The following is a 19,697-nucleotide window of genomic DNA, read 5'->3' on the forward strand; positions in this document are numbered from 1 at the left end:
CCATGACCGGATGCGTAGACCCGGTCGCGGTGCACGCGAACCCACGCGAACGGAACGTTTACGCCCGGCGGCACCTTGGCGGGTTGAGGAAGCACAAGGCCAAGTTGCTCCAGTCTCTTCTCGACGCGCATCGCTCACGCCTCTCAATCCTGTTGTTCGGCTGAGAACGTCACTGCCGGTACTCTATCATCGTCCCCGAATTGGCAAAGCCGGCACTGCCCCGCATTGGTCATCGTTGAAACCACGTCGCTCACGTGCGCGCAGCCTGCCTGGTCAGTTTCACCAGCTCCATCAGCATGGCTTCGCCGGCATCGACCAGCGCTTCCAGCGTGATGGATGATTTGCCTGATGCGGCCGTGCCGTCATGGGCGAGCGGCGGGACATGGACGAATTGCGCGAGGCGCAATTCGTTGTCGCCGTTGACGGCCTCGATCGCGCGCCAGCTCAGATAGTTGCAGAGATAGCTGCCGGCATCGCGGGACATCCGTGCATCGATGCCGGTGGCCAGCGTCGCGCGCAGCAGCTTTTCGCTGTGCGGCCCGAACAGCTTCGCATCGGCGCCGCCCTCGATCGATCCCTTGCGCGCATGCTGGCGGCCGGCATCGGGGAAACGCGTCGTGACCGCATTGCGGGCGCGGCTCTCGATCCGCAGATGCGAGCTGCGTCCGGCGAGGCCGAACATCAACAGCGCCTGCGGACGACGCGTTGCGATCAGCTCGGGCAATTCGCGGTCGACGGCAGCATAGGTGACGTCGAAGATGTGGCTGGTCAGCGCGACGTTGTCGAAAGCCGGCCGACGCAGCCCGGTCAGGCGTTTGACCAGCGGCATGGTCGGGTTGAACGGCGCACCCGGGAACGGCCCGAAGCCGGTGACGAGGATGCGCAGTTTGCCGCTCAATGCAGCATCTCCGCGATCTGCTCGGCGGCGACCGCGGGCGAGATGCGGCCGCCGGCGACCTCGGCCTCCATCTTCTTCACCCTGGCGCGGATCGCAGCGTCTGAGCGCAGCCGCGCCATCATCCGGCCCTCCAGCATCGACCACATCCACTTCACCTGCTGCTCCCTGCGGCGGGCCTCGAATTCGCCCGAGGCATTCATCGCGGTGCGGTGCTCGAGGATCTTCTGCCAGAGCCGATCGAGCCCGGCGCCGGTCAGCGCGGAATAGGTCTCGACCGGCGGATGCCAGTGCTCGGAGCGCGGCGCGAGAATATGCAGCGCGCTGCGATAATCGGCGGCGGCGAGGTTGGCGCGCTTGAGGTTGTCGCCGTCGGCCTTGTTGATCGCGATCATGTCGGCGAGCTCGACGAGACCCTTCTTGATGCCTTGCAGCTCGTCGCCGGCGCCCGGCAGCATCAGCGCCAGGAAGAAGTCGGTCATGTCGCAGACCGCGGTCTCGGACTGGCCGATGCCGACGGTCTCGACCAGCACGACGTCGAAGCCGGCGGCCTCGCACAACAGCATAGCTTCGCGGGTCTTCGCCGCGACGCCGCCGAGCGTTCCGGAGGACGGCGAGGGGCGGATGAAGGCCTGGTCGGAGACGGCGAGCCGCGCCATCCGCGTCTTGTCGCCGAGGATCGAGCCGCCGGTGCGCGCCGAGGAGGGATCGACAGCAAGCACCGCGACCTTGTGGCCGCGCTCGATCAGGAACATGCCGAGCGCATCGATGGTGGTCGACTTGCCGACGCCGGGCGAGCCGGTGATGCCGACCCGCACCGCCTTGCCGGTGTCAGGCAACAGCGCCTGCACCAGCTCGCGCGCCGCCGCCTGGTGGTCGCCGCGCCGGCTCTCGACCAGCGTGATCGCGCGCGCCAGCGCGGCGCGGTGGCCGGCGCGGAGCTGCTTGGCGAGGGCGTGGATGTCGGGAGAGGCGGGCTTCGGCGAGGTCATGGGCCTTGGTTTACAACGGCTGCCGGTTGCAGGCGAGGGCGGAGTCCGAACTCGTCCCCGATCAATCGCGAGTTCGGGAATCGGGTGGGCGCGCCCGCTGCCATGCGGTTGATCAGGGCGCGTTCCGCATCACTGCGGACCAACATCCGGAGCCTGCCATGACCCGAGCCTATTACAGCACCGTTCTCGACCATCCGCTCGATACCGTGTGGTCGCTGATCCGCGACTTCAACAATTACCCGGCCTATATCGAGGGCGTCAGCGAAAGCGTGATCGAGGACGACAAGCGCGGGGACCAGGTCGGTGCTGTCAGGCGCTTCTGCTATCTCGGGCTCTGGGTCAGGCAACGTCTTGCCGGCCACTCGGACACGCAGCATTCGCTGACCTATGCCAGCATCGAGCCGCTGCCGTTTCTGTCGGATGCCGGTTCGGACGCGCCGCAGCCGACCCATTACGAGGGCACGATGCATCTGCTGCCGGTCGTCGAGGGCAACCGCACCTTCATCGAATGGTCGGTCAATCTCGACACCGCGCCTGCTGACGCCGATCGCTGGCACAGCCAGTTCCAGGCGTGGATCCCGGACTGGACCGGCTCCCTGGTCAGAGCGCTGGCGCGTCAGCCAGGCTGAGCCTGCTGAAGCGGCTATTGCGGCTGATCGTCCGCGTCGGCCTTCGGCCGTGCGCCGCCAAAGATCTTCGCGCCTTCCGCCGTCAGGTACGGCTTCAGCGTCTCCCACGGCACGAAGACGACATACTGGCCTTCGGCATAGGGGCCGACGGCGTAGGGCGGGTAGTGGAAGGTGAGGCCGGAGCTCTTGCCGGCTTCGGTCGACGGCGCCAGCGTCACGGCGCCGATCTTGAGCAGGGTCGGCTTCAGCTCCTTGTACCACTCGGCGGTTGCGGTCTCGCCGGCGCCGCGCCGCTTCTTCTCGGCGTTCAGCGCTGAGACGATCGCCTTGCGCATCGCCGTCAGGGTCGGGCCGTTGTCAGCTGTCTCGGTGAAGAAGGGACGGATGCTGATGCGCTTGTTCGCCGTCGTATCCCACAGGATGGTGTTGACGTCGGTGTTCGGATGCGCGCCGAGCGTGTCCATGTAATCGTCGCGCAGCACGCTGACATAGCGGCCGTCGACGACCGAGCGCACCGAATATTTGCGCTCGAAGGAATAGCCGCCGCGGTCTTTGAAGAGCTCAGGCTCGTCCTTGCGCGCGGAAGCCGCCTCCGCCGCGTTCTTGTCGAACCACTTCCGGCCTTCGGCAAGGCAATCGGCCGCCAGTGCGCTATCCGCCTTGATCTTGTCGTCGAGATAGACGTTGGCCTCGATGCTGGCATTCTTGATCGTGGCGTCGGGCTTCGGATCGGCGGCGCGCGCAGGAAGGCAGAGGCAGGCCAGCAGGCCGGCAAGGCCCATGATGCGGACAGGCGTCATCGAGCGAGCGGCGCGCATGGAAAACTCCAAGTGAGGGAAGCGAAGGCGGCAGCGTTACTCTGCCGCCGCGCTATGGCCGAGCCGGGCGTTGAGCTTATGGATCAGCTCCTCGGCGGCGTCCGAGATCACGGTGCCGGGCGGGAAGATCGCCTCGGCACCGGCCGCATACAGTGCATCGTAATCCTGCGGCGGCACCACGCCGCCGATGATAATCATGATGTCCTCGCGGCCGTGCTTCTTCAGCGCGGCCTTCAATTCCGGCACCGCGGTGAGATGGGCTGCGGCGAGCGAGGAGACGCCGAGAATGTGGACGTCGTTCTCGACCGCCTGCCGGGCGGCTTCGTCGGCGGTCGCGAACAGTGGTCCGATATCGACGTCGAAGCCGACATCGGCGAAGGCGGATGCGATCACCTTCTGGCCGCGGTCATGGCCGTCCTGACCGATCTTGGCGACCAGGATGCGCGGGCGGCGGCCCTCAGCCTCTTCGAAGGCGTCGATCAGCGCCTGCACCTTTTCGACCTTGTTGGACATGGCCGCTGCCTCTCGCTTGTAGACGCCGGTGATGGACTTGATCTCGGCGCGGTGGCGGCCGAACACCTTTTCCATCGCGTCTGAAATCTCGCCGACGGTGGCTTTGGCGCGCGCGGCGTCGATCGCCAGTGCCAGCAGATTGCCGTTGCCTTCGCCCGCCGAGCGGGTGAGCGCGGCCAGCGCCGCGTCAACGTCCTTCTGGTTGCGCTCCTTCTTGAGCCGCGCCAGCTTGTCGATCTGGAGCCGCCGCACGGTGAAGTTCTCCACCTTCAAGACGTCGATCGGCCGCTCGTTCTCCGGCTTGAACTTGTTGACGCCGATCACCGCCTGGCGGCCGGCATCGATCCGCGCCTGGGTTTTCGCGGAGGCTTCCTCGATCCGCAGCTTCGGCACACCGGCCTCGATCGCCTTGGCCATGCCGCCGAGTTCCTCGACTTCCTGGATGTGACCCCAGGCCTTTGCCGCGAGATCCTGGGTCAGCCGCTCGACATAGTACGAGCCGCCCCAGGGATCGATGATGCGGTTGGTGCCGCTCTCCTGTTGCAGGAACAACTGCGTGTTGCGGGCGATGCGCGCCGAGAAATCGGTCGGCAGCGCCAGCGCCTCGTCGAGCGCATTGGTGTGCAGCGACTGGGTGTGGCCCTGGGTTGCCGCCATCGCCTCGATCGTGGTGCGCATCACATTGTTGAACACGTCCTGCGCGGTCAGCGACCAACCCGAGGTCTGGCAATGCGTGCGCAAGCTGAGCGAGCGCGGGTCTTTCGGATTGAACTGCTTGAGCAGCTTGGCCCACAGCAGCCGCGCCGCGCGCATCTTGGCGACTTCCATGAAGAAGTTCATGCCGATCGCCCAGAAGAAAGAGAGGCGGGGGGCAAAGCGATCGACGTCGAGGCCTGCGGCAAGCCCGGCGCGCAGATATTCGACGCCGTCGGCCAGCGTATAGGCGAGCTCGAGGTCCTGCGTCGCACCGGCTTCCTGCATGTGATAGCCGGAGATCGAGATCGAATTGTATTTCGGCATCCGCTGCGAGGTGTAGGCGAAGATGTCCGAGATGATCCGCATCGAGGGCGTCGGCGGATAGATGTAGGTGTTGCGCACCATGAACTCTTTCAGAATGTCGTTCTGAATGGTGCCCGACAGCTTCTCCGGCGGCACGCCCTGTTCCTCGGCGGCAGCGACGAACAGCGCGAGGATCGGCAGCACCGCGCCGTTCATGGTCATCGACACGCTCATCTGGTCGAGCGGGATGCCGGCGAACAGCGTGCGCATGTCGTAGATGGAATCGATCGCGACACCGGCCATGCCGACGTCGCCGGAGACGCGCGGATGATCCGAGTCATAGCCGCGATGGGTGGCGAGATCGAACGCGACCGACAGGCCCTTCTGTCCGGCGGCAAGGTTGCGGCGGTAGAAGGCGTTGGAATCCTCCGCCGTGGAGAAGCCGGCATATTGCCGGATGGTCCAGGGCTGGTTGACATACATGGTCGGGTAGGGGCCGCGCAGATAAGGCGCGATGCCCGGCCAGGTCTCGAGGAAGTCGATGCCTTCCAGATCGGCCTCGCCGTAGACGGACTTCACCGGGATGCCTTCCGGCGTCAGCCAGGGTTCGGCGCTCGCGCCCGGCATCGCCGCGGCAACGGGCTGGAAGGCGACATCGGCGAAATTGGGAATGCGGGTCATTCCTTGGATTCCTTAGTCATGGTCCGGATGCTGATGGCTGACGATGCTTGCCATCTTCTCCGGTCCGTAATTCTGCATTGTGGTTTGGCTCGGCAGGTTGGCGATGCCGACCACCCAGCCGTGGCGGGACTCAGTTCCGAATTGCTGCGTCGGGATCACCCGGTCGGGCCGGTCGAAGGCGCCGGTCATGATCTCGATACGGGGACCGTCGATCCGCCGGAAGCTGAGCGGCGTGCCGCAGGCGGCACAGAAGTCGCGCTCGGCGATCGAGGAGGATTTGAACGCCGCCGGCTTGCCCCGGGTCCAGGCGAAATCCGTCTTGTTGATGTCGGCGAAAGAGGCGAACGGCGCGCCGGAGGCCTTTTGGCACATCCGGCAATGACAGATGCTGACGCGGTTCGGCGCCGCGGACACCGCAAAGCGCACGGCGCCGCACTGGCAACCGCCGGTCAGAACGGGTTTCGCTGGTGCCTCTGCCGTCATGCCTGCTCCATCCGCCGATAGGCGTCGCGCAATGTCGCCAGCGCGTCGCCGCCGGCGAAGACGAACTCACCGATGCCGACCGCCCGCAGCGCCGCTTCCTGGTCGCCGGGCCGCCCTGCCAGATAGATATGCCTTGCTCCGGCGCCGTGAAGGGCCTTGGCGGCCTCAGGGGCACTGACGGCATAGACCTTGTCAGAGGAACAAAGGCACGCCATCGCCGCGCCCGAGGCCTTGAAGGCCGCGGCAACCGCCGCCGCGTCGGCAAAGCCCTCGCTGTCGATGGCCTCGATCCCGCCGGTCTCGAAGAAGCTTTTTGCAAATGTGGCGCGGGCCGTGAAATCCGCCGGCGTGCCGAGATTGGCGAGGAAGATTTTCGGCCGTGCGCCATGAGCCTTCAGCGCGGCGTCGGATTTGTCGCGCAGCGCCTCGAACGGTTCGGCAAGCCGCATCGGCGCGAGGGCGTCGAACCTGACTTTGGCACCGGCGGTGGAGACCTGGGCGGTGGGCTTCACGTCCAGCACAGCGAGATCAGCTTCGTGCAGGTTAGGGAATTCGCTGGCGCCGGTCAGCACGTCGCGGCGCTTCGCCACATTGGCTTCGCGCTGCGCTCGCGTCGCGGCGACCCTCTGTTGCAGCAGCCCTTGCTCGAGCGCGGTGAAGGCGCCGCCGGCCTTTTCGATCTCCTGGAACAGCGTCCACGCCGCCTCGCAGAGCTGCGAGGTCAGCGTCTCGATGCCGCCGGCGCCTGCCGCGGGATCGGAAACCTTGGCCAGGTTGGACTCGTCGAGCAGCACGAGTTGCGTGTTGCGCGCCACGCGGCGGGCGAAATCGTCCGGCAGGCCGAGCGCCAGCGTGTGCGGCAGCACGGTGATGGCATTGGCGCCGCCGAGCCCGGCCGCAAAGGTCGCGATCGTCGCGCGCAGCATGTTCACGTTGGGGTCGCGCTGGGTCAGCATCCGCCAGGCGGTCTGCGCATTGACAAAGATCGGCTTCGGCGCGAGGCCGCAGGCCTCTTCGATCCTTGCCCAGAGACGACGCAGCGCGCGGAATTTCGCCATGGTCAGGAACTGGTCGGCATCGGCGCTGAGCCGGAACGACACGGCTGCACGCGCCGCGTCGAGATCAAGCCCTGCGCCTTCCAGCATGCGCAGATAGGCGAGCGCGGTCGCGAGCGTGAAGGCGAGCTCCTGCACCTCGGAGCCACCGGCATCATGGACCGGCCGGCCGTCGGCCAGCACGAACGGCCCCTTGAAGCCGCGCTTGATCAGACCGTTGACGACCTGGCCGAAAGACTTTTCGTAATTGGGCCAGGCGATGGCGGCTGCACCTCGTACTGCAATCGTGCTGAGCGCCTGGTAATTGAAATGCAGGTCGAGCTTGGCGGGATCGAGCTTGCGGGCCTCGATCATCTCGGCAAACGTCTCGCCGGCGTTCTCGCGTCCGATCACCGGGTTGAGCGCGATCATGATGCCGGCATCGAGATGGACGCCGCCGCAGGCCCGCGCCAGCGTCTTCTTGCTGGCGTCCGTGAGACCGAAGCCGCGCGCGCCGGGACCGCCGGCGAACTCGAATTCGAGGCCGGTCGCTCCGTTCTCGAGATCCTGCAAGGCCTGCGCATTGGCCGCTGCGGCATCGGGATGGTCGACCCGCTGCAGGATCTGCCAGGGGGTGGCGGCGGCACGGCCGGGAAGCGGGCTCAGATTGGTGGCGCGGCGATAGATCGGATCGATCCTCAAACCATCATAGGTCTTGCCGACCAGCTTCTCGTACGGCGCGCCCTTCAGCACGCCGTCGACCAGCTTGCGCCAGTCGTCATAGGTCGCAGGAGCAAAATCCGAAGCCAGAGCCAAATCGTCAGTCGAGGTCGTCATCCGCCCAAATCGTCCTTCATCGGCCCCGCGACGGGGTCCCTTGATTTGGCCGGAAATTGCCACGGGCGGGCGGCCAAGCCAAACGGTTGTTTGCGCTCGTGCGGCTTTTAATCGAGGTCCGCTAGACGGAAAATACCGTCGGTCGAGACCCCAGCCAGGGCATCCGCGACGCGGCGCCCGGCGATGACGCGGTCGGGAACGATTTCGGCCAGCGGCACCAGCACGAAGGCGCGCTCGAACAAACGCGGGTGCGGCAGCGTCAGTTCCGGCTTGTCGAGTGTGATGTCGTCATAGGCGATCAGGTCGAGGTCGAGGGTGCGCGGCCCCCAGCGCTGCTCGTTCTTGCGGTCGCGACCGAATTTGCTTTCGATCTTGTGCAGCGTGAACAGCAGCGCGTGCGGATCGAGGCTGGTGTCGATCTCGATGCAGGCATTGATGAAGGTGTCCTGCTGCGCTTCGCCCCAGGGCGGCGTCGAATAGTCCGACGAGCGCGCCACGAGCGCTGCCTGCGTCATGCCGCAGATATTGGCGATCGCCTTGCGAAACGTCGTGCGGACGTCGCCGACATTGCCGCCGAGTGCGATCAGGACGTCAGCCATCGGTTCAACCGTGCGGCGGCGGATGCCGCGAGCGGGTCAGCACCACGCCGACATCGTCGAAGATCGCGGCGATCGGCGCATGCGGCTTGTGCACGGTGACCTTGACCGCCCTGACGCGCGGGAAGCTCGCCAAGATGTCATCGGCCACCGCGCCGGCGGCGCGCTCCAGCAGCTTGTAATTGGTGTTCTTGAATGCCGATGTCGCGGTCGCCACCACGTTGGAATAGGACACCGTGTCGGAGAGGCGGTCGGTGCGCGAGGATTCCGAGAGGTCGGTATAGAGCTCGAGGTCGATGACGAAGCGCTGCCCGACTTCGGTCTCATGTTCCATCACGCCATGACGGGCATGGATGACGATCCCGGTGATGAAGATCGTGTCGGTCATTGCTGTCCCTCGATTGCCGCGGCCACCCGCAGCGCCTGAACGGTTTCCGCGACGTCGTGCGCACGGATGATGCGGGCGCCATGCTGCGCAGCGATCAGATGCGCCGCGATCGAGCCGCCGATCCGCTGTTGCGGTTCGGAGGCCACGACCGTGCTGATGAAACGCTTGCGCGAGGCGCCGACCAGCACCGGCAGGCGGAACGCGTTGAGCTCGTTGAGCCGCGCCAGTGCGATCATGCTCTGCTCCGGCGTCTTGCCGAAGCCGATGCCGGGATCGAGCACGATTCGGTCGTCGGCAATGCCGGCGCGCGCTGCGATCTCGAGCGAGCGTTCAAAGAAGGCCGTGATGTCCTGCATGATGTCGATCGCGGGATCAGCCTGCTCGCGATTGTGCGTGATGATCACGGGCACGCCGCGCGCGGCGACGAGCGGCGCCATGCCGGCATCGTGCTGCAGGCCCCAGACGTCATTGGCGATCGCCGCACCCTGGTCGAGCGCCCAGGCCACGACCTCCGACTTCATGCTGTCGATCGAGACCGGCACGCCGAGCGCGACCACCTCGGTCAGCACCAGCTTCAGCCGCGCCATTTCGGCCTCAGCGGTGACCGGCTGCGAGCCGTAGGGGCGGGTCGATTCCGCGCCGATATCGATGATGTCGGCGCCCTCGGCGATCAGCCTGCGGGCCTGGGCCAGCGCTTGTTCGGGCGCGATGAACTGGCCGCCGTCGGAGAACGAGTCCGGCGTGACGTTCAGGATGCCCATCACGGCGGGATAGGGTCGCGACAGCAGCGCCGGCAGCACCGCCGATACGGCCGGGCCGGTCACCGCCGATGCTATGGGCTTGGTCGCCATCATGCGGTGGCTTTGCGCTGCCCGCAGCGGCAAGTCAAGGTGCCGCGGCGATGCGTGGCGCCGGCGGCCGCAGGTGCGGTTAAGGCAGGCTAATAGGCGATGCTAATAGGTGATCTTGAGCGGCAGCTTGCGTGCCTGTTCAATCAGCAGCTCGACTGACTTTTCTGAGGGCATCACGCGGACGAGCTTACGCCGCACATTGGCGTCCTTCATGCTCTGCGCCAGCCGCGACGGGTTGCGCTGCGCGAGCTCCCGCACGGTGGTGACGCCGGCGGCGCGGACCAGCCCGACCTTCGCCTTGCCCATGCCGGGAATCCGCATGTAGTCGGAGATGTTGGCCCATTCGAGCAATTGTTGTTCGCTGATCCCGGTCTTGGCGGCGAGCGCCTTGCGTCCCTTGACGGTGCGGGCGGCTTCAAGCAGTGCGTCGGTCGTGCGGATACCCTGCGATTTCAGTTTGGTTGCGCAATAGGCGGACAGGCCTTCGATCTCGGAGAGGGGGTATGTCATGATACTCGTATGCAGGTAACAGGTAGAAGGGAGCGCGCGCGCAGGGGCGTTCGGAAAGTGCCTCAGGCGAACTGGCTGAGGCCCGGCGTCCCCGAGATGATCTCGCCCATTTGATCCGCTCCGATTTTGTCGCGGCCGAACCTGAAAAGTTCACGCGCGACGTTTTGAATTTCACCCATGCTCAGGCCAAGCGCCATCAGCCGGGTGCCGACAGCCATCAGACCGCCGCCCATCAACCGCGATAGGCCACCGCTGTTGTTGGAGGCGGCGATTGCCGCTTCGGCACCGGGGATTTGGTCGATCAGAGCCTGGACTTTGTCGGACGGTCCCTCGTTACGGAGGAAACCCAGAACGATGCCGATGGTTTTTTCAGCGACAGCGCCATCGATGCCGGCCTTCGCGGCCAGCTGTCCAACCAATTCGTCCATCTTGCCCCGCCTCAACCGGACTTTGCCGGATCGTTCTTAAGGATTTATCTTGAGCGCCTGTGTCACGAAATACAAGCGATCCGCGCATTTCAGTTGGTTTTCTTTTTCAATCGCGCTGTGACTGTGGCCTCGTTGCAAGAGTGAGCGGCGGATTCACACCATCTTGTCGCAATGCGCAATGCCTTTCGTCACTTCGCCGGGAATAAAATATGAGGAACCAGTGGCGCGACAATATACGTCAGCTCGCGCTGACGGTTTCAATCGACCGGCAAGATGCAATATGATGGCACTGGTTCGCTATTGAACCGGGTGTGATGATCGAAACGATCTAAATCTGCGCGAAGAGGCGAAGCGATGGCGACCTCCGACAACAAGTTGGCCGATACCGACGAGAAGATTTTTATCGGCAAGGGTGAGGAGACAGCCTGGTTGACGCTGGCGCTGGCCAACCGGCATGGCCTCGTCACCGGTGCAACCGGAACCGGCAAGACCGTCTCGCTTCAAGTCATGGCTGAAGGATTTGCGCGCGCCGGCGTTCCGGTTTTCGCAGCCGACATCAAGGGCGATCTCTCCGGTATCTCCGAGGTCGGCGAGGCCAAAGACTTTATCGTGAAGCGCGCCCAGCAAATGGGCCTGACCTTCCAGCCCGATCAATTCTCGACCGTGTTCTGGGACGTGTTCGGCGAGCAGGGTCATCCGGTGCGCGCCACCGTCACCGAGATGGGCCCGCTGTTGCTGTCGCGAATGCTCGATCTGAACGACGTGCAGGAAGGTGTGCTCAACGTCGCCTTCCGGGTCGCCGACGAGAATGGCCTCGCGCTGATCGACATGAAGGATCTGCGCGCCCTGCTGGATGCGATCGCGCCCGACAGCAGCAAGAAGGGTGCAGACGACGGCGAAGATCCGCTGGCGTCGATCCGCAAGGCCGCGCAGAGCTACGGCAACGTGTCCAAGGCGACGGTCGGAACGATCCAGCGCCAGCTTCTGGTGCTCGAGAACCAGGGCGGCGCGAAGTTCTTCGGCGAGCCCGCGCTGACGCTGAAGGATTTCATGCGGACCGACCGCGACGGCCGCGGCATGGTTAATATCCTCGTCGCCGACAAATTGATGCAGAGCCCGCGGCTTTATGCCACCTTCCTGCTCTGGATGCTCTCGGAACTGTTCGAGGAATTGCCGGAGGCCGGCGACCTGCCGAAGCCGAAGCTCGTGTTCTTCTTCGACGAGGCGCATCTGCTGTTCACCGACGCACCGAAGGCGCTGATGGACAAGATCGAGCAGGTGGTGCGGCTGATCCGCTCCAAGGGCGTCGGCGTCTATTTCGTCACGCAGAATCCGATCGACGTGCCGGACAAGGTGCTGGCGCAGCTCGGTAACCGTGTGCAGCACGCGCTGCGCGCCTTCACGCCGCGCGACCAGAAGGCGGTTGCCGCCGCCGCGCAGACCTTCCGGCCCAATCCGAAGCTCGATACCGCGCGGGTGATCATGGAGCTCGCCAAGGGCGAGGCGCTGGTCTCGTTCCTCGAGGGCGGCGGCACGCCGTCGATGGTCGAGCGCGTCATGGTGCGCCCGCCGTCGGCGCGGATCGGGCCGATCACGCCGGAGGAACGCAAGGCGATCATGGATGCGAGCCCGGTGAAGGGCAAATACGACACCGCGATCGACGCCGAGTCCGCCTACGAGATCATCCAGAAGCGTCTCGCCGGCACGGCGACGCCGGCAGGCGGTACGGGCGGCGAAGGCGGCGGTATCCTCGGCCAGATCGGGGCCATCGCCGCCACGATTTTCGGCACCAATGTCAAGCGCGGCCGGCTCTCGACCGGACAGGTGATCGCGCGCAACGTCACGCGCTCGGTGACCGACAAGGTGGTCGGCGGCGTGGTCGCAGATCTCGGCAAGTCGGTCGGTGGTTCGGTCGGCGGCTCGATCGGTCGCGCATTGGTGCGCGGCGCGCTCGGCGGAATCCTGCGCAGGTAGCATCGCGATCATCCGGCCGGAACGGCCGACCGGCTTTGCCTCCGGCGGCCGGCGCGCTACAACGTCGGCAATGTCCAAACAAAAGGATATCCGCGATGTCCAACGTCAAGCTGCAGCCCGTCCTCGACCGTATCGACGCCGATTTCGACAACAGTCTCGAGCGGCTGTTCACGCTGCTGCGGATCAAATCGATCTCGGCCGATCCGGCCTTTGCCAATGACTGCAAGGCGGCTGCCGATCACCTCGCCAAGGATATCGCAACCCTCGGCTTCAAGACCGAGGTGCGTCCGACCGCCGGCCATCCGGCCGTGGTCGGCAAGCTGAACGGTGCCACCGACGGGCGCCCGCATGTGCTGTTCTACGGTCACTACGACGTGCAGCCGGTCGATCCGCTGAATCTCTGGCACCGTCCGCCGTTCGAGCCCGCGGTGACCGACCATGCCGACGGGCGCAAGATCATCGTCGCGCGCGGCGCCGAGGACGACAAGGGACAGCTGATGACCTTCGTCGAGGCGTGCCGGGCCTGGAAGGCGGTGACGGGGTCGCTGCCGATCGACATCACCATCGTCATCGAGGGCGAGGAGGAGATCGGCTCGAAGAACTTCGTGCCGTTCCTCGAAGCGAACAAGGCCGAGCTCAAGGCGGACTTCGCGCTGGTCTGCGATACCGGCATGTGGGATCCGAACACGCCGGCGATCACGACCTCGCTGCGCGGCCTGGTCTATGACGAGGTCAAGATCAAGGCTGCCAATCGCGACCTGCATTCCGGCGTGTTCGGCGGCGGCGCGCAGAATCCGATCCGCGTGCTGACGCGGATCCTCGGCGGCCTGCACGACGAGAACGGCCACATCACCATCCCCGGCTTCTATGACGGCGTGAAGGATCTGCCGCCGGACATCCTGGCGCAGTGGAAGCAGCTCAATCTGACGGCGGACAGCTTCCTCAAGCCGATCGGCCTTTCGGTGCCGGCCGGCGAGAAGGATCGGATCCTGATCGAGCAGGTCTCCTCGCGTCCGACCTGCGACATCAACGGCATCGTCGGCGGCTATACCGGCGAGGGGTCGAAGACGGTGATCCCGGCGGAGGCGTCGGCTAAGGTCTCGTTCCGCCTGGTCGAAGGACAGGACCCCGAGAAGATCCGCAAGGCGTTCCGCGATTACGTGACGGCGCGCGTGCCGGCGGATTGCAAGGCCGAGTTCATCGATCATTCCTCTGCGCCGGCGATCGCGCTCGACTGGAACATGAAGCCGCTGGCCGCCGCCCGCCGTGCGCTGACCGACGAATGGGGTAAGGAGGCGCTCTTGGTCGGCTCCGGCGCCTCGATCCCGATCGTCGCCGACTTCAAGCGCACGCTCGGCCTCGACAGCGTGCTGGTCGGCTTCGGGCTCGACGACGACAACATCCATTCGCCGAACGAGAAGTACGACCTCAAGAGCTACCACAAGGGCATCCGCTCCTGGGCGCGGATCCTCGCAGCATTCGCCGACGCCAAGTAGCGCGAGGCGCACCGCACGCAAAAACGCCGCCCGGAATTGGGCGGCGTTTTGATTCAGGTCGTGTAGAGGGTGTTGGTGGCTAGCTTACCCGAAGATTGTGAAATTTCAATCACGGTAGCCGGGATTCACCCGGTCGAGCTTGCGCAGCAGCGGCGGCCAGACCAGCTGCGTCGAGCGCAGCTCGGCGCGATCCGGATTGGAGAGCAGCTCGGTGTTCTTGTCGATCGCGTGCTGGTCGACCGGATAGACGCTTCCGCCGAGCGCGCGGGTCGCTACCTGCATCGAGCAGGCGCGCTCCAGATGGTACATCCGCTCGAACGCGGAGGCGACCGAGCGGCCGACCGTCAGCGTGCCGTGATTGCGCAGCAGCATGTGGTTCTTGGTGCCGAGATCGCGCTGCAGGCGCGGCCGCTCGTCATGATCGAGCGCGATGCCTTCATAGTCGTGATAGGCGAGGTCGTGGGTGACGAGCTGCGCGGTCTGGTTCAACGGCAGCAACCCATCGGGGCCGCTCGACACCGCGGTGCCGTCGACCGTGTGCAGATGGAGCACGCAGCCGGCGTCCTCGCGCACCTCGTGGATCGCCGAATGGATGGTGAAGCCGGCCGGGTTGATGCTGTAGTCGCTCTTCGAGAGCTGGTTGCCGTCGAGGTCGACCTTGACCAGGCTCGAGGCGGTGATCTCGTCGAACATCAACCCGTACGGGTTGATCAGGAAGTGATGCTCGGGTCCGGGCACCCGGGCCGAAATGTGGGTGTCGACCAGATCGTCCCAGCCGTAGAGCGCGACGAGCCGGTAGCAGGCGGCAAGATTGATCCGCTGCTCCCATTCCGCCGCACTGATATCCGACGGCACTTCCTTCAGGCGCGCTTCCGCTGGCGACATGGCCGATTGCTCCGTTTATGGCTGTTGCTTGGGCTGAGCCTAGCGCCGCCGCCGGAGCGCAGCAAGGCAGCATACCGGCGTGACAGTCATGCCAGCATGCGGCCCACGATCCGAATGGCGACGGTCGGTGGGCAGCCGCAGGGTCGATCTTCCAAGGCCGCGATCGGCGAGAGTATTTTCGGCTCTGATTGACGCGAACCGGCGTCGACTTCGTTCGAAAGCGCTCTACGGCGCCGGGATCGCGAGCAGGCTCGAGATGCTGCGGCCGCGGATATCGTAGACGCGGGCGAACACGACGTCGTCGCGCTTGATCTCGACCATCACGGGGGCGGCCAGGCCCTTGCAGTAGAACTCGCCGAGCGTCATCGCGAAATCGGCAGCATTGCTGTCCCAGCCGATCGTGAAGTCGGGCCCGAGCGCGACCTGCGCGGGGCGCTGCGGTCCGCACACCGCGACCTTCCACTTGCGGTGCTGCGGCGGCACTTCCTGCCGCTCCGCCAGCTGCTCGCGCAGCCCGTCGGATGCCTGCTTCAGCGCCAGGCCCCAATAGTCCAGCATGAAGAAATTGTCGGCGGTCCGCACCGTGCCGGCGATGTGGTTGAAGTGCGTGTACTGATACGGATGCAGGCGGATCATTTCGCTGAGCGGCAGCAGCAGGCCGAACGCGAACACGGCGAGCGCCGCGGGCTGCCAGGCGCGACGGTTCTCGCCGAGCCAGTCCATGCCGCGGGCGAAGGCGACGCCGCCAAGCACCGCCATCGGCGGGATCACGAAGATGAAGTGGCGGATGCCGTTGTAGAGCGCCGGCCGCTTCACCATTGCGATCACCAGCGGCAGCGTCGCAGCCAGCGTCAGCATCAGCATGACCGACTTGCGCTTCGCGGTCACATCGATGCGCGACAGCGACATGAAGGTGGTGATGACGGCCGCGGTCAGCAGCACCAGCATCACTTCGGGAAGCTGCAGCGCGAACAGCGTCGGCAGATAGGACCACGGCATGTCCGGCACCGAGACCAGCGCGCCGTCGAACATCTCCTTCCACGGCTTCTCGAAGAAGTGCGAGAAATAGGTCACCGCTTCCAGCGGATGGCCGGGCTCCATGATCGACCATGGCCAGATCAGGCCCATCACGAGATAGCCCAGCACGAGCCCTGGCAGCAGCACATAGACGACGTGGGCAAAGCGATGGGTCGCCTCGCGCGGGCCCTGCGTGCGGAGTTCTTCGATCCAGAGCGGGATGAAGCCGACCACCGCGTAGATCAAAGCGAGGCCGCCAAGGACGCGGCAGCCGATCGACAGGCCAGCGCCGAGGCCTACGAGCAGGATCGTGCGCGGCGAGGGCGCCGGATATTCCTCGATCAAGCGGACGAGGCCCATGATCAGGACCACCATCGCGACGGCGAACGGTGCATCCTTCGGATTCATGAACATGTGACCGTAGAAGGTCGGGCACAGCGCGAGCAGCAGCAGGGCCGCCAGTCCCGCCAGCGGGCCACCGACGCGGCGCGCCAGGCGCCAGGTCACGGCAAGCCCGATCACGCCGACGATCGCGCCCAGCAGGCGGCGCGTCTCGAACAATTCGAGCGGGATGACCTTGTGCAGCAACGCCGCGGCCATATCGAAGCCGCCGCCGTACATATAGAGATTGGCGAAGGACAGCGCGCCGGTGTCCTTGAACCCGGACCCGAACATGCGCAGCAGCAGGTCGGCGTATTCAGCGTGGGTGTAGTCGTCCCAGCCCAGACCGTAATCGCGGAATGTTAGCCCGGCGACCACGGCGACCACGCCGAGGACGAGGAATGCGAGATCGTCGCAGGTCTTCTCCACCGAGCGCCGCGCAGGCGCCTCGAGGGCAGACGTCGTAATCGATGACATAGCTAGTGATACCGGCGTGCCTGTGGCCCAGTTTGGCGCTTTAGGGCCTCATCCCCGGCATCCATAGCGCAGTTCCGTTTCCGAGTAATTGGTAATTGTGGCGTAATTTCCCAGATGCATTGCAATATATTGGCAGCAATTCGTAGCCAGTAAATCTACGGGCGGCGCTTTCCTGAACGTGGCTGCAACAGCGACGGAACCGCGCTTCGGGCCCTGTTAAGCGGGATGTTAGGGAACTCCGTCTACAATTGGCGGTTGGCGGTGTGGGCAATATGACGGTATCGTGGCGTTGGTGGCCCGCGCCGATTTTCGGTCGGGTCTCCCGGGGGTTAGTTCGATGATGGTTGGTCTGTTGGTCGTCGGCGTGGGCCTGGTTGTGGCGGGCTTGGCGGCGATCGGCTTGGGAATCCCCTACAAGGAATTCAGCGTCGGCGGCGCGTTGATCACGACCGGCGTGACCGGCGTCTGCACCGGCGCGATCGTGCTGGCGCTCGCCGCCATCCTTCGGGAACTCCAGGTCATCGCCAGGCGGCTCGATCCCTTGGCCGCAGGCGCCCGGGCCGAGGTTCCGCTGCCGTCTGCAACTTCCCCGCGCAATGGCCCCGAGGATCCGGTTTTCCCGCCGCCGCGTGAGCCCAAGGTTGCCGCGCCTCCGTCGCCGGCCCCGCCATCCACGTCCACGGCGCCGCCACCCTGGCACGACGAAATCGGCCCACGTGGCGCGCCGGGCGAGGCGCCGCCGCCCGTGCCGGGTGGAGCGCCCCCTGAGGGCGAAGCCACGCCCAAGCGGCGCAACCTGTTGTTTTCGTCGTCGCGGAAGGAACGCGAGCGGGCCCAGGGCCGCACGGCCGAGCCGCTGACGCCGGATCTGCTGTCGCCGGAGCTGCGTCCTGGTCCGACCGCAGCGGCCGAGCCCGCACCGGCAACGTTCGACGATGCCTGGCCGAAGGCCGAGCGGCCGCGGTCGGTCGATGTCGCCCCACGGCGCACGCCCCGGCCGTCGACCTTCGGCGAGACCCAGTCAGCCGGCGCGGCGCCGTCATCAGGCCACCCGCCGTCGCCCCAGGAGCAGCCGCCGGTGACCGTGCTCAAATCGGGCGTCGTCGACGGCATGGCCTATTCGCTGTATTCGGACGGATCGATCGAGGCGCAGATGCCGGAGGGCATGATGCGGTTTACCTCGATCGACGAGCTCAGGTCGCATCTGGAGCAGCGGCCTTAGGGTCCTCATCAATACTTGCGAGCGGCGGGTTCGAGCCCGGAAAAATACGGCCGTTCTTGTCAGCTTTGCTGCAATCCGCTCATATTCGCAAAGTAGTACGCGATTCCATTGATGTATTGCTGCACGTGGATACTGTCCGGTGGGCGCCGGGCTGTCGAGAGCACGGGGAAGATTGAGCCATGTCCGATACATCAGGCAAAACGCCGGTCGAGCTGACCGCAAACATCGTTTCGGCCTATCTCAGCAACAATCCGACGCCGGCCTCGGATATTCCGAGCCTGATCAGCCAGGTCCACGCGGCGCTGCTGCGGGTGTCGAGCGGCCGCGCCGACACGCCGAGCGAGCCGGCCAAGCCGGCGGTGTCGATGAAGAAGTCGATCACACCGGAATATCTGGTGTGTCTCGAAGACGGCAAGCGCTTCAAGTCGCTCAAGCGCCATCTGCGCACGCAGTACAACATGACGCCGGAGCAATATCGCGACAAATGGGGCTTGCCGGCCGACTATCCGATGGTGGCGCCGAACTATGCGGTGGCACGCTCGCAACTCGCCAAGAAGATGGGACTTGGCCAGCAGGCGCGGAAGCGGAAGTAAGATCCTAAGCGGCGGACGCCAGCGCCTCGCGCGCGTCGTTGCGGATGCGATCGACCATCGAGCGGAGGCCATTCGAGCGCTGCGGCGTCAGATGGTCGCGGAAGCCGAACTCGTCGAACAGCGCGAGCGCATCGGTGGCCAGGATCTGCTTCGGCGTGTGCCCGGAAAACAGCGTCAGCACGATCGCGACCAGGCCGCGCACGATGTGGGCGTCGCTGTCGCCGACATAGGTCAGGCGCGGTTCGCCATTGGCATCGCGATCGATCCGCTTCGACAGCCAGACCTGGCTGACGCAACCCTGCACCTTGTTCTCGGCCGAGTGCTCCGCCTCCGACAACGGCTCCAGCGTGCGGCCGAGCTCGATGACATAGCGGTAACGGTCGTCCCACTCGTCCAGCAGCGCAAAATTGTCCCTGATTTCGTCGATCGTCGTCATCGTGGTCCGCGTCCTATTCTCAACGGCTTATATAGGAAGGCGGGCGGCGAAAGCGACGAAAATGGAACCGGTTCCCGGTTGTTTTGGCGGGTTTTCTTCACGCGAACCGGCAACCGCCTCGCGTGAAGGCGCTTGATTGACGCTTACGGCATCGGCGGCAGGCGGAATTCAATCATCTGATCGTCCGCCGTCAGCGTGTCGCGCGATGCGGCTGGGTCGGTATCGTCCTTGCCGATCGAGCCGGTGTGGTCGGGCGGCTTCTTGTCGGTGATGATCTGGTAGAGCTTGCGCGCGCCATCGGTCGCGCGCTGGCCGATCGCGGTCGCGGCCTGGCCGCCGACTTCGCAGGCGGAAGGCTGGCGCTTGCAGAACTGACCCATGTCGCTGATCGTCGCCGTCGCAGCCGACACCGCGTCCGATGCGCTGATCTGCGGCGCCTTGTCCGCTTCAGGGGTTTTGTCTCTCGGCAGCAGCACGAGCACAAGCCCGAGCCAGAATGCCAAACGCAGCAGGAAGAACATGGCGCGATCCCGGTCGTCTATCTTGTCTTTTGCTTCTTGCG

At 65.3% G+C, this 19,697-nt stretch carries 20 protein-coding genes; 5 read left to right on the plus strand and 15 right to left on the minus strand.

The genetic code is table 11. The features are described 5' to 3' along the window. Positions 1–250: 250 nt before the first annotated feature. Positions 251–898, minus strand: coding sequence for a pyroglutamyl-peptidase I (locus tag BraRD5C2_RS10880; protein WP_223968272.1), 648 nt, complete (start codon positions 896–898; stop codon positions 251–253). Further along, the gene (meaB, locus tag BraRD5C2_RS10885) at positions 895–1,887 is read right to left on the minus strand and encodes a methylmalonyl Co-A mutase-associated GTPase MeaB (protein ID WP_223968273.1); all 993 of its coding nucleotides are present in this window, start codon (positions 1,885–1,887) and stop codon (positions 895–897) included. The genes BraRD5C2_RS10880 and meaB overlap by 4 nt, the downstream gene beginning before the upstream one ends. 158 nt (positions 1,888–2,045) lie before the next feature. Here meaB and BraRD5C2_RS10890 point away from each other — a divergent pair, with 158 nt between their 5' ends. Beyond that, the gene (locus BraRD5C2_RS10890) at positions 2,046–2,516 is read left to right on the plus strand and encodes an SRPBCC family protein (protein ID WP_223968274.1); all 471 of its coding nucleotides are present in this window, start codon (positions 2,046–2,048) and stop codon (positions 2,514–2,516) included. Between the two features lie 14 nt (positions 2,517–2,530). On the opposite strand, the gene BraRD5C2_RS10895 is transcribed toward BraRD5C2_RS10890, so the two are convergent. From BraRD5C2_RS10895 to BraRD5C2_RS10935, 9 genes are all read right to left on the minus strand, one after another. Then, complete coding sequence (locus BraRD5C2_RS10895) at positions 2,531–3,334, minus strand: RsiV family protein (protein ID WP_374707977.1); 804 nt, start codon at positions 3,332–3,334, stop codon at positions 2,531–2,533. Between the two features lie 36 nt (positions 3,335–3,370). Then, on the minus strand, positions 3,371–5,527 hold the full coding sequence (scpA, locus tag BraRD5C2_RS10900; protein ID WP_223968275.1) for a methylmalonyl-CoA mutase: 2,157 nt from the start codon (positions 5,525–5,527) through the stop codon (positions 3,371–3,373). Between the two features lie 12 nt (positions 5,528–5,539). After that, a complete protein-coding gene (locus BraRD5C2_RS10905) occupies positions 5,540–6,010 on the minus strand; it encodes a GFA family protein (RefSeq protein WP_223968276.1) in 471 nt (156 codons plus the stop codon). After that, a complete protein-coding gene (locus BraRD5C2_RS10910; RefSeq protein ID WP_223968277.1) occupies positions 6,007–7,881 on the minus strand; it encodes a methylmalonyl-CoA mutase family protein in 1,875 nt (624 codons plus the stop codon). The genes BraRD5C2_RS10905 and BraRD5C2_RS10910 overlap by 4 nt, the downstream gene beginning before the upstream one ends. Before the next feature lie 107 nt (positions 7,882–7,988). Next, positions 7,989–8,480 carry a 2-amino-4-hydroxy-6-hydroxymethyldihydropteridine diphosphokinase gene (folK, locus tag BraRD5C2_RS10915; RefSeq protein WP_223968278.1) on the minus strand — a complete coding sequence of 164 codons (492 nt, stop codon included), beginning with the start codon at positions 8,478–8,480 and terminating at the stop codon, positions 7,989–7,991. 4 nt (positions 8,481–8,484) lie between these two features. Continuing rightward, complete coding sequence (folB, locus tag BraRD5C2_RS10920; protein WP_223968279.1) at positions 8,485–8,865, minus strand: dihydroneopterin aldolase; 381 nt, start codon at positions 8,863–8,865, stop codon at positions 8,485–8,487. Then, positions 8,862–9,719, minus strand: coding sequence for a dihydropteroate synthase (gene folP / locus BraRD5C2_RS10925; protein ID WP_374707978.1), 858 nt, complete (start codon positions 9,717–9,719; stop codon positions 8,862–8,864). The genes folB and folP overlap by 4 nt, the downstream gene beginning before the upstream one ends. A 99-nt stretch (positions 9,720–9,818) precedes the next feature. Beyond that, a complete protein-coding gene (locus tag BraRD5C2_RS10930) occupies positions 9,819–10,226 on the minus strand; it encodes a DUF4332 domain-containing protein (RefSeq protein WP_092125172.1) in 408 nt (135 codons plus the stop codon). 62 nt (positions 10,227–10,288) lie between these two features. Further along, positions 10,289–10,654, minus strand: a complete 366-nt coding sequence (locus BraRD5C2_RS10935; protein ID WP_092127034.1) for a hypothetical protein — start codon at positions 10,652–10,654, stop codon at positions 10,289–10,291. Positions 10,655–11,008: 354 nt separating this feature from the next. On the opposite strand from BraRD5C2_RS10935, the gene BraRD5C2_RS10940 reads away from it, so the two are divergent. Both BraRD5C2_RS10940 and BraRD5C2_RS10945 read left to right on the plus strand, forming a co-directional pair. Beyond that, positions 11,009–12,628, plus strand: coding sequence for a helicase HerA-like domain-containing protein (locus tag BraRD5C2_RS10940; RefSeq protein WP_223968280.1), 1,620 nt, complete (start codon positions 11,009–11,011; stop codon positions 12,626–12,628). 95 nt (positions 12,629–12,723) lie between these two features. Beyond that, on the plus strand, positions 12,724–14,124 hold the full coding sequence (locus BraRD5C2_RS10945) for a M20/M25/M40 family metallo-hydrolase (protein WP_223968281.1): 1,401 nt from the start codon (positions 12,724–12,726) through the stop codon (positions 14,122–14,124). A gap of 105 nt (positions 14,125–14,229) precedes the next feature. On the opposite strand, the gene BraRD5C2_RS10950 is transcribed toward BraRD5C2_RS10945, so the two are convergent. Continuing rightward, a complete protein-coding gene (locus BraRD5C2_RS10950; RefSeq protein ID WP_223968282.1) occupies positions 14,230–15,009 on the minus strand; it encodes a class II aldolase/adducin family protein in 780 nt (259 codons plus the stop codon). Between the two features lie 225 nt (positions 15,010–15,234). Continuing rightward, positions 15,235–16,884, minus strand: a complete 1,650-nt coding sequence (locus tag BraRD5C2_RS10955) for a glycosyltransferase family 39 protein (protein WP_223968283.1) — start codon at positions 16,882–16,884, stop codon at positions 15,235–15,237. A gap of 337 nt (positions 16,885–17,221) precedes the next feature. Between BraRD5C2_RS10955 and BraRD5C2_RS10960 the strand changes: the two genes are divergently transcribed. Beyond that, on the plus strand, positions 17,222–18,106 hold the full coding sequence (locus BraRD5C2_RS10960) for a DUF308 domain-containing protein (protein ID WP_223968284.1): 885 nt from the start codon (positions 17,222–17,224) through the stop codon (positions 18,104–18,106). Between the two features lie 179 nt (positions 18,107–18,285). Continuing rightward, complete coding sequence (locus BraRD5C2_RS10965) at positions 18,286–18,699, plus strand: Ros/MucR family transcriptional regulator (protein ID WP_092125178.1); 414 nt, start codon at positions 18,286–18,288, stop codon at positions 18,697–18,699. 4 nt (positions 18,700–18,703) lie between these two features. Here BraRD5C2_RS10965 and BraRD5C2_RS10970 read toward each other — a convergent pair whose 3' ends face one another. Then, positions 18,704–19,135, minus strand: coding sequence for a SufE family protein (locus BraRD5C2_RS10970; protein ID WP_223968285.1), 432 nt, complete (start codon positions 19,133–19,135; stop codon positions 18,704–18,706). Positions 19,136–19,278: 143 nt separating this feature from the next. Next, positions 19,279–19,656, minus strand: coding sequence for a DUF5330 domain-containing protein (locus BraRD5C2_RS10975; protein ID WP_223968804.1), 378 nt, complete (start codon positions 19,654–19,656; stop codon positions 19,279–19,281). Positions 19,657–19,697: the final 41 nt, after the last annotated feature.

Origin of the sequence: Bradyrhizobium sp. RD5-C2 (genome assembly GCF_019972155.1) — a bacterium.
In the GTDB taxonomy this organism is placed as follows: Bacteria; Pseudomonadota; Alphaproteobacteria; order Rhizobiales; family Xanthobacteraceae; genus Bradyrhizobium.

Excerpts from the sequence above, each read along its gene's own strand:
- BraRD5C2_RS10970 (WP_223968285.1), bottom strand. The coding sequence starts at position 19,135 with ATGACGACGATCGACGAAATCAGGGACAATTTTGCGCTGCTGGACGAG.
- BraRD5C2_RS10890 (WP_223968274.1), top strand. The coding sequence starts at position 2,046 with ATGACCCGAGCCTATTACAGCACCGTTCTCGACCATCCGCTCGATACC.
- BraRD5C2_RS10960 (WP_223968284.1), top strand. The coding sequence starts at position 17,222 with ATGATGGTTGGTCTGTTGGTCGTCGGCGTGGGCCTGGTTGTGGCGGGC.
- folP (WP_374707978.1), bottom strand. The coding sequence starts at position 9,719 with ATGATGGCGACCAAGCCCATAGCATCGGCGGTGACCGGCCCGGCCGTA.
- meaB (WP_223968273.1), bottom strand. The coding sequence starts at position 1,887 with ATGACCTCGCCGAAGCCCGCCTCTCCCGACATCCACGCCCTCGCCAAG.
- scpA (WP_223968275.1), bottom strand. The coding sequence starts at position 5,527 with ATGACCCGCATTCCCAATTTCGCCGATGTCGCCTTCCAGCCCGTTGCC.
- BraRD5C2_RS10950 (WP_223968282.1), bottom strand. The coding sequence starts at position 15,009 with ATGTCGCCAGCGGAAGCGCGCCTGAAGGAAGTGCCGTCGGATATCAGT.
- BraRD5C2_RS10935 (WP_092127034.1), bottom strand. The coding sequence starts at position 10,654 with ATGGACGAATTGGTTGGACAGCTGGCCGCGAAGGCCGGCATCGATGGC.
- BraRD5C2_RS10905 (WP_223968276.1), bottom strand. The coding sequence starts at position 6,010 with ATGACGGCAGAGGCACCAGCGAAACCCGTTCTGACCGGCGGTTGCCAG.
- BraRD5C2_RS10895 (WP_374707977.1), bottom strand. The coding sequence starts at position 3,334 with ATGCGCGCCGCTCGCTCGATGACGCCTGTCCGCATCATGGGCCTTGCC.
- BraRD5C2_RS10955 (WP_223968283.1), bottom strand. The coding sequence starts at position 16,884 with ATGTCATCGATTACGACGTCTGCCCTCGAGGCGCCTGCGCGGCGCTCG.
- folB (WP_223968279.1), bottom strand. The coding sequence starts at position 8,865 with ATGACCGACACGATCTTCATCACCGGGATCGTCATCCATGCCCGTCAT.
- BraRD5C2_RS10910 (WP_223968277.1), bottom strand. The coding sequence starts at position 7,881 with ATGACGACCTCGACTGACGATTTGGCTCTGGCTTCGGATTTTGCTCCT.
- BraRD5C2_RS10930 (WP_092125172.1), bottom strand. The coding sequence starts at position 10,226 with ATGACATACCCCCTCTCCGAGATCGAAGGCCTGTCCGCCTATTGCGCA.
- BraRD5C2_RS10945 (WP_223968281.1), top strand. The coding sequence starts at position 12,724 with ATGTCCAACGTCAAGCTGCAGCCCGTCCTCGACCGTATCGACGCCGAT.
- folK (WP_223968278.1), bottom strand. The coding sequence starts at position 8,480 with ATGGCTGACGTCCTGATCGCACTCGGCGGCAATGTCGGCGACGTCCGC.
- BraRD5C2_RS10965 (WP_092125178.1), top strand. The coding sequence starts at position 18,286 with ATGTCCGATACATCAGGCAAAACGCCGGTCGAGCTGACCGCAAACATC.
- BraRD5C2_RS10940 (WP_223968280.1), top strand. The coding sequence starts at position 11,009 with ATGGCGACCTCCGACAACAAGTTGGCCGATACCGACGAGAAGATTTTT.
- BraRD5C2_RS10975 (WP_223968804.1), bottom strand. The coding sequence starts at position 19,656 with ATGTTCTTCCTGCTGCGTTTGGCATTCTGGCTCGGGCTTGTGCTCGTG.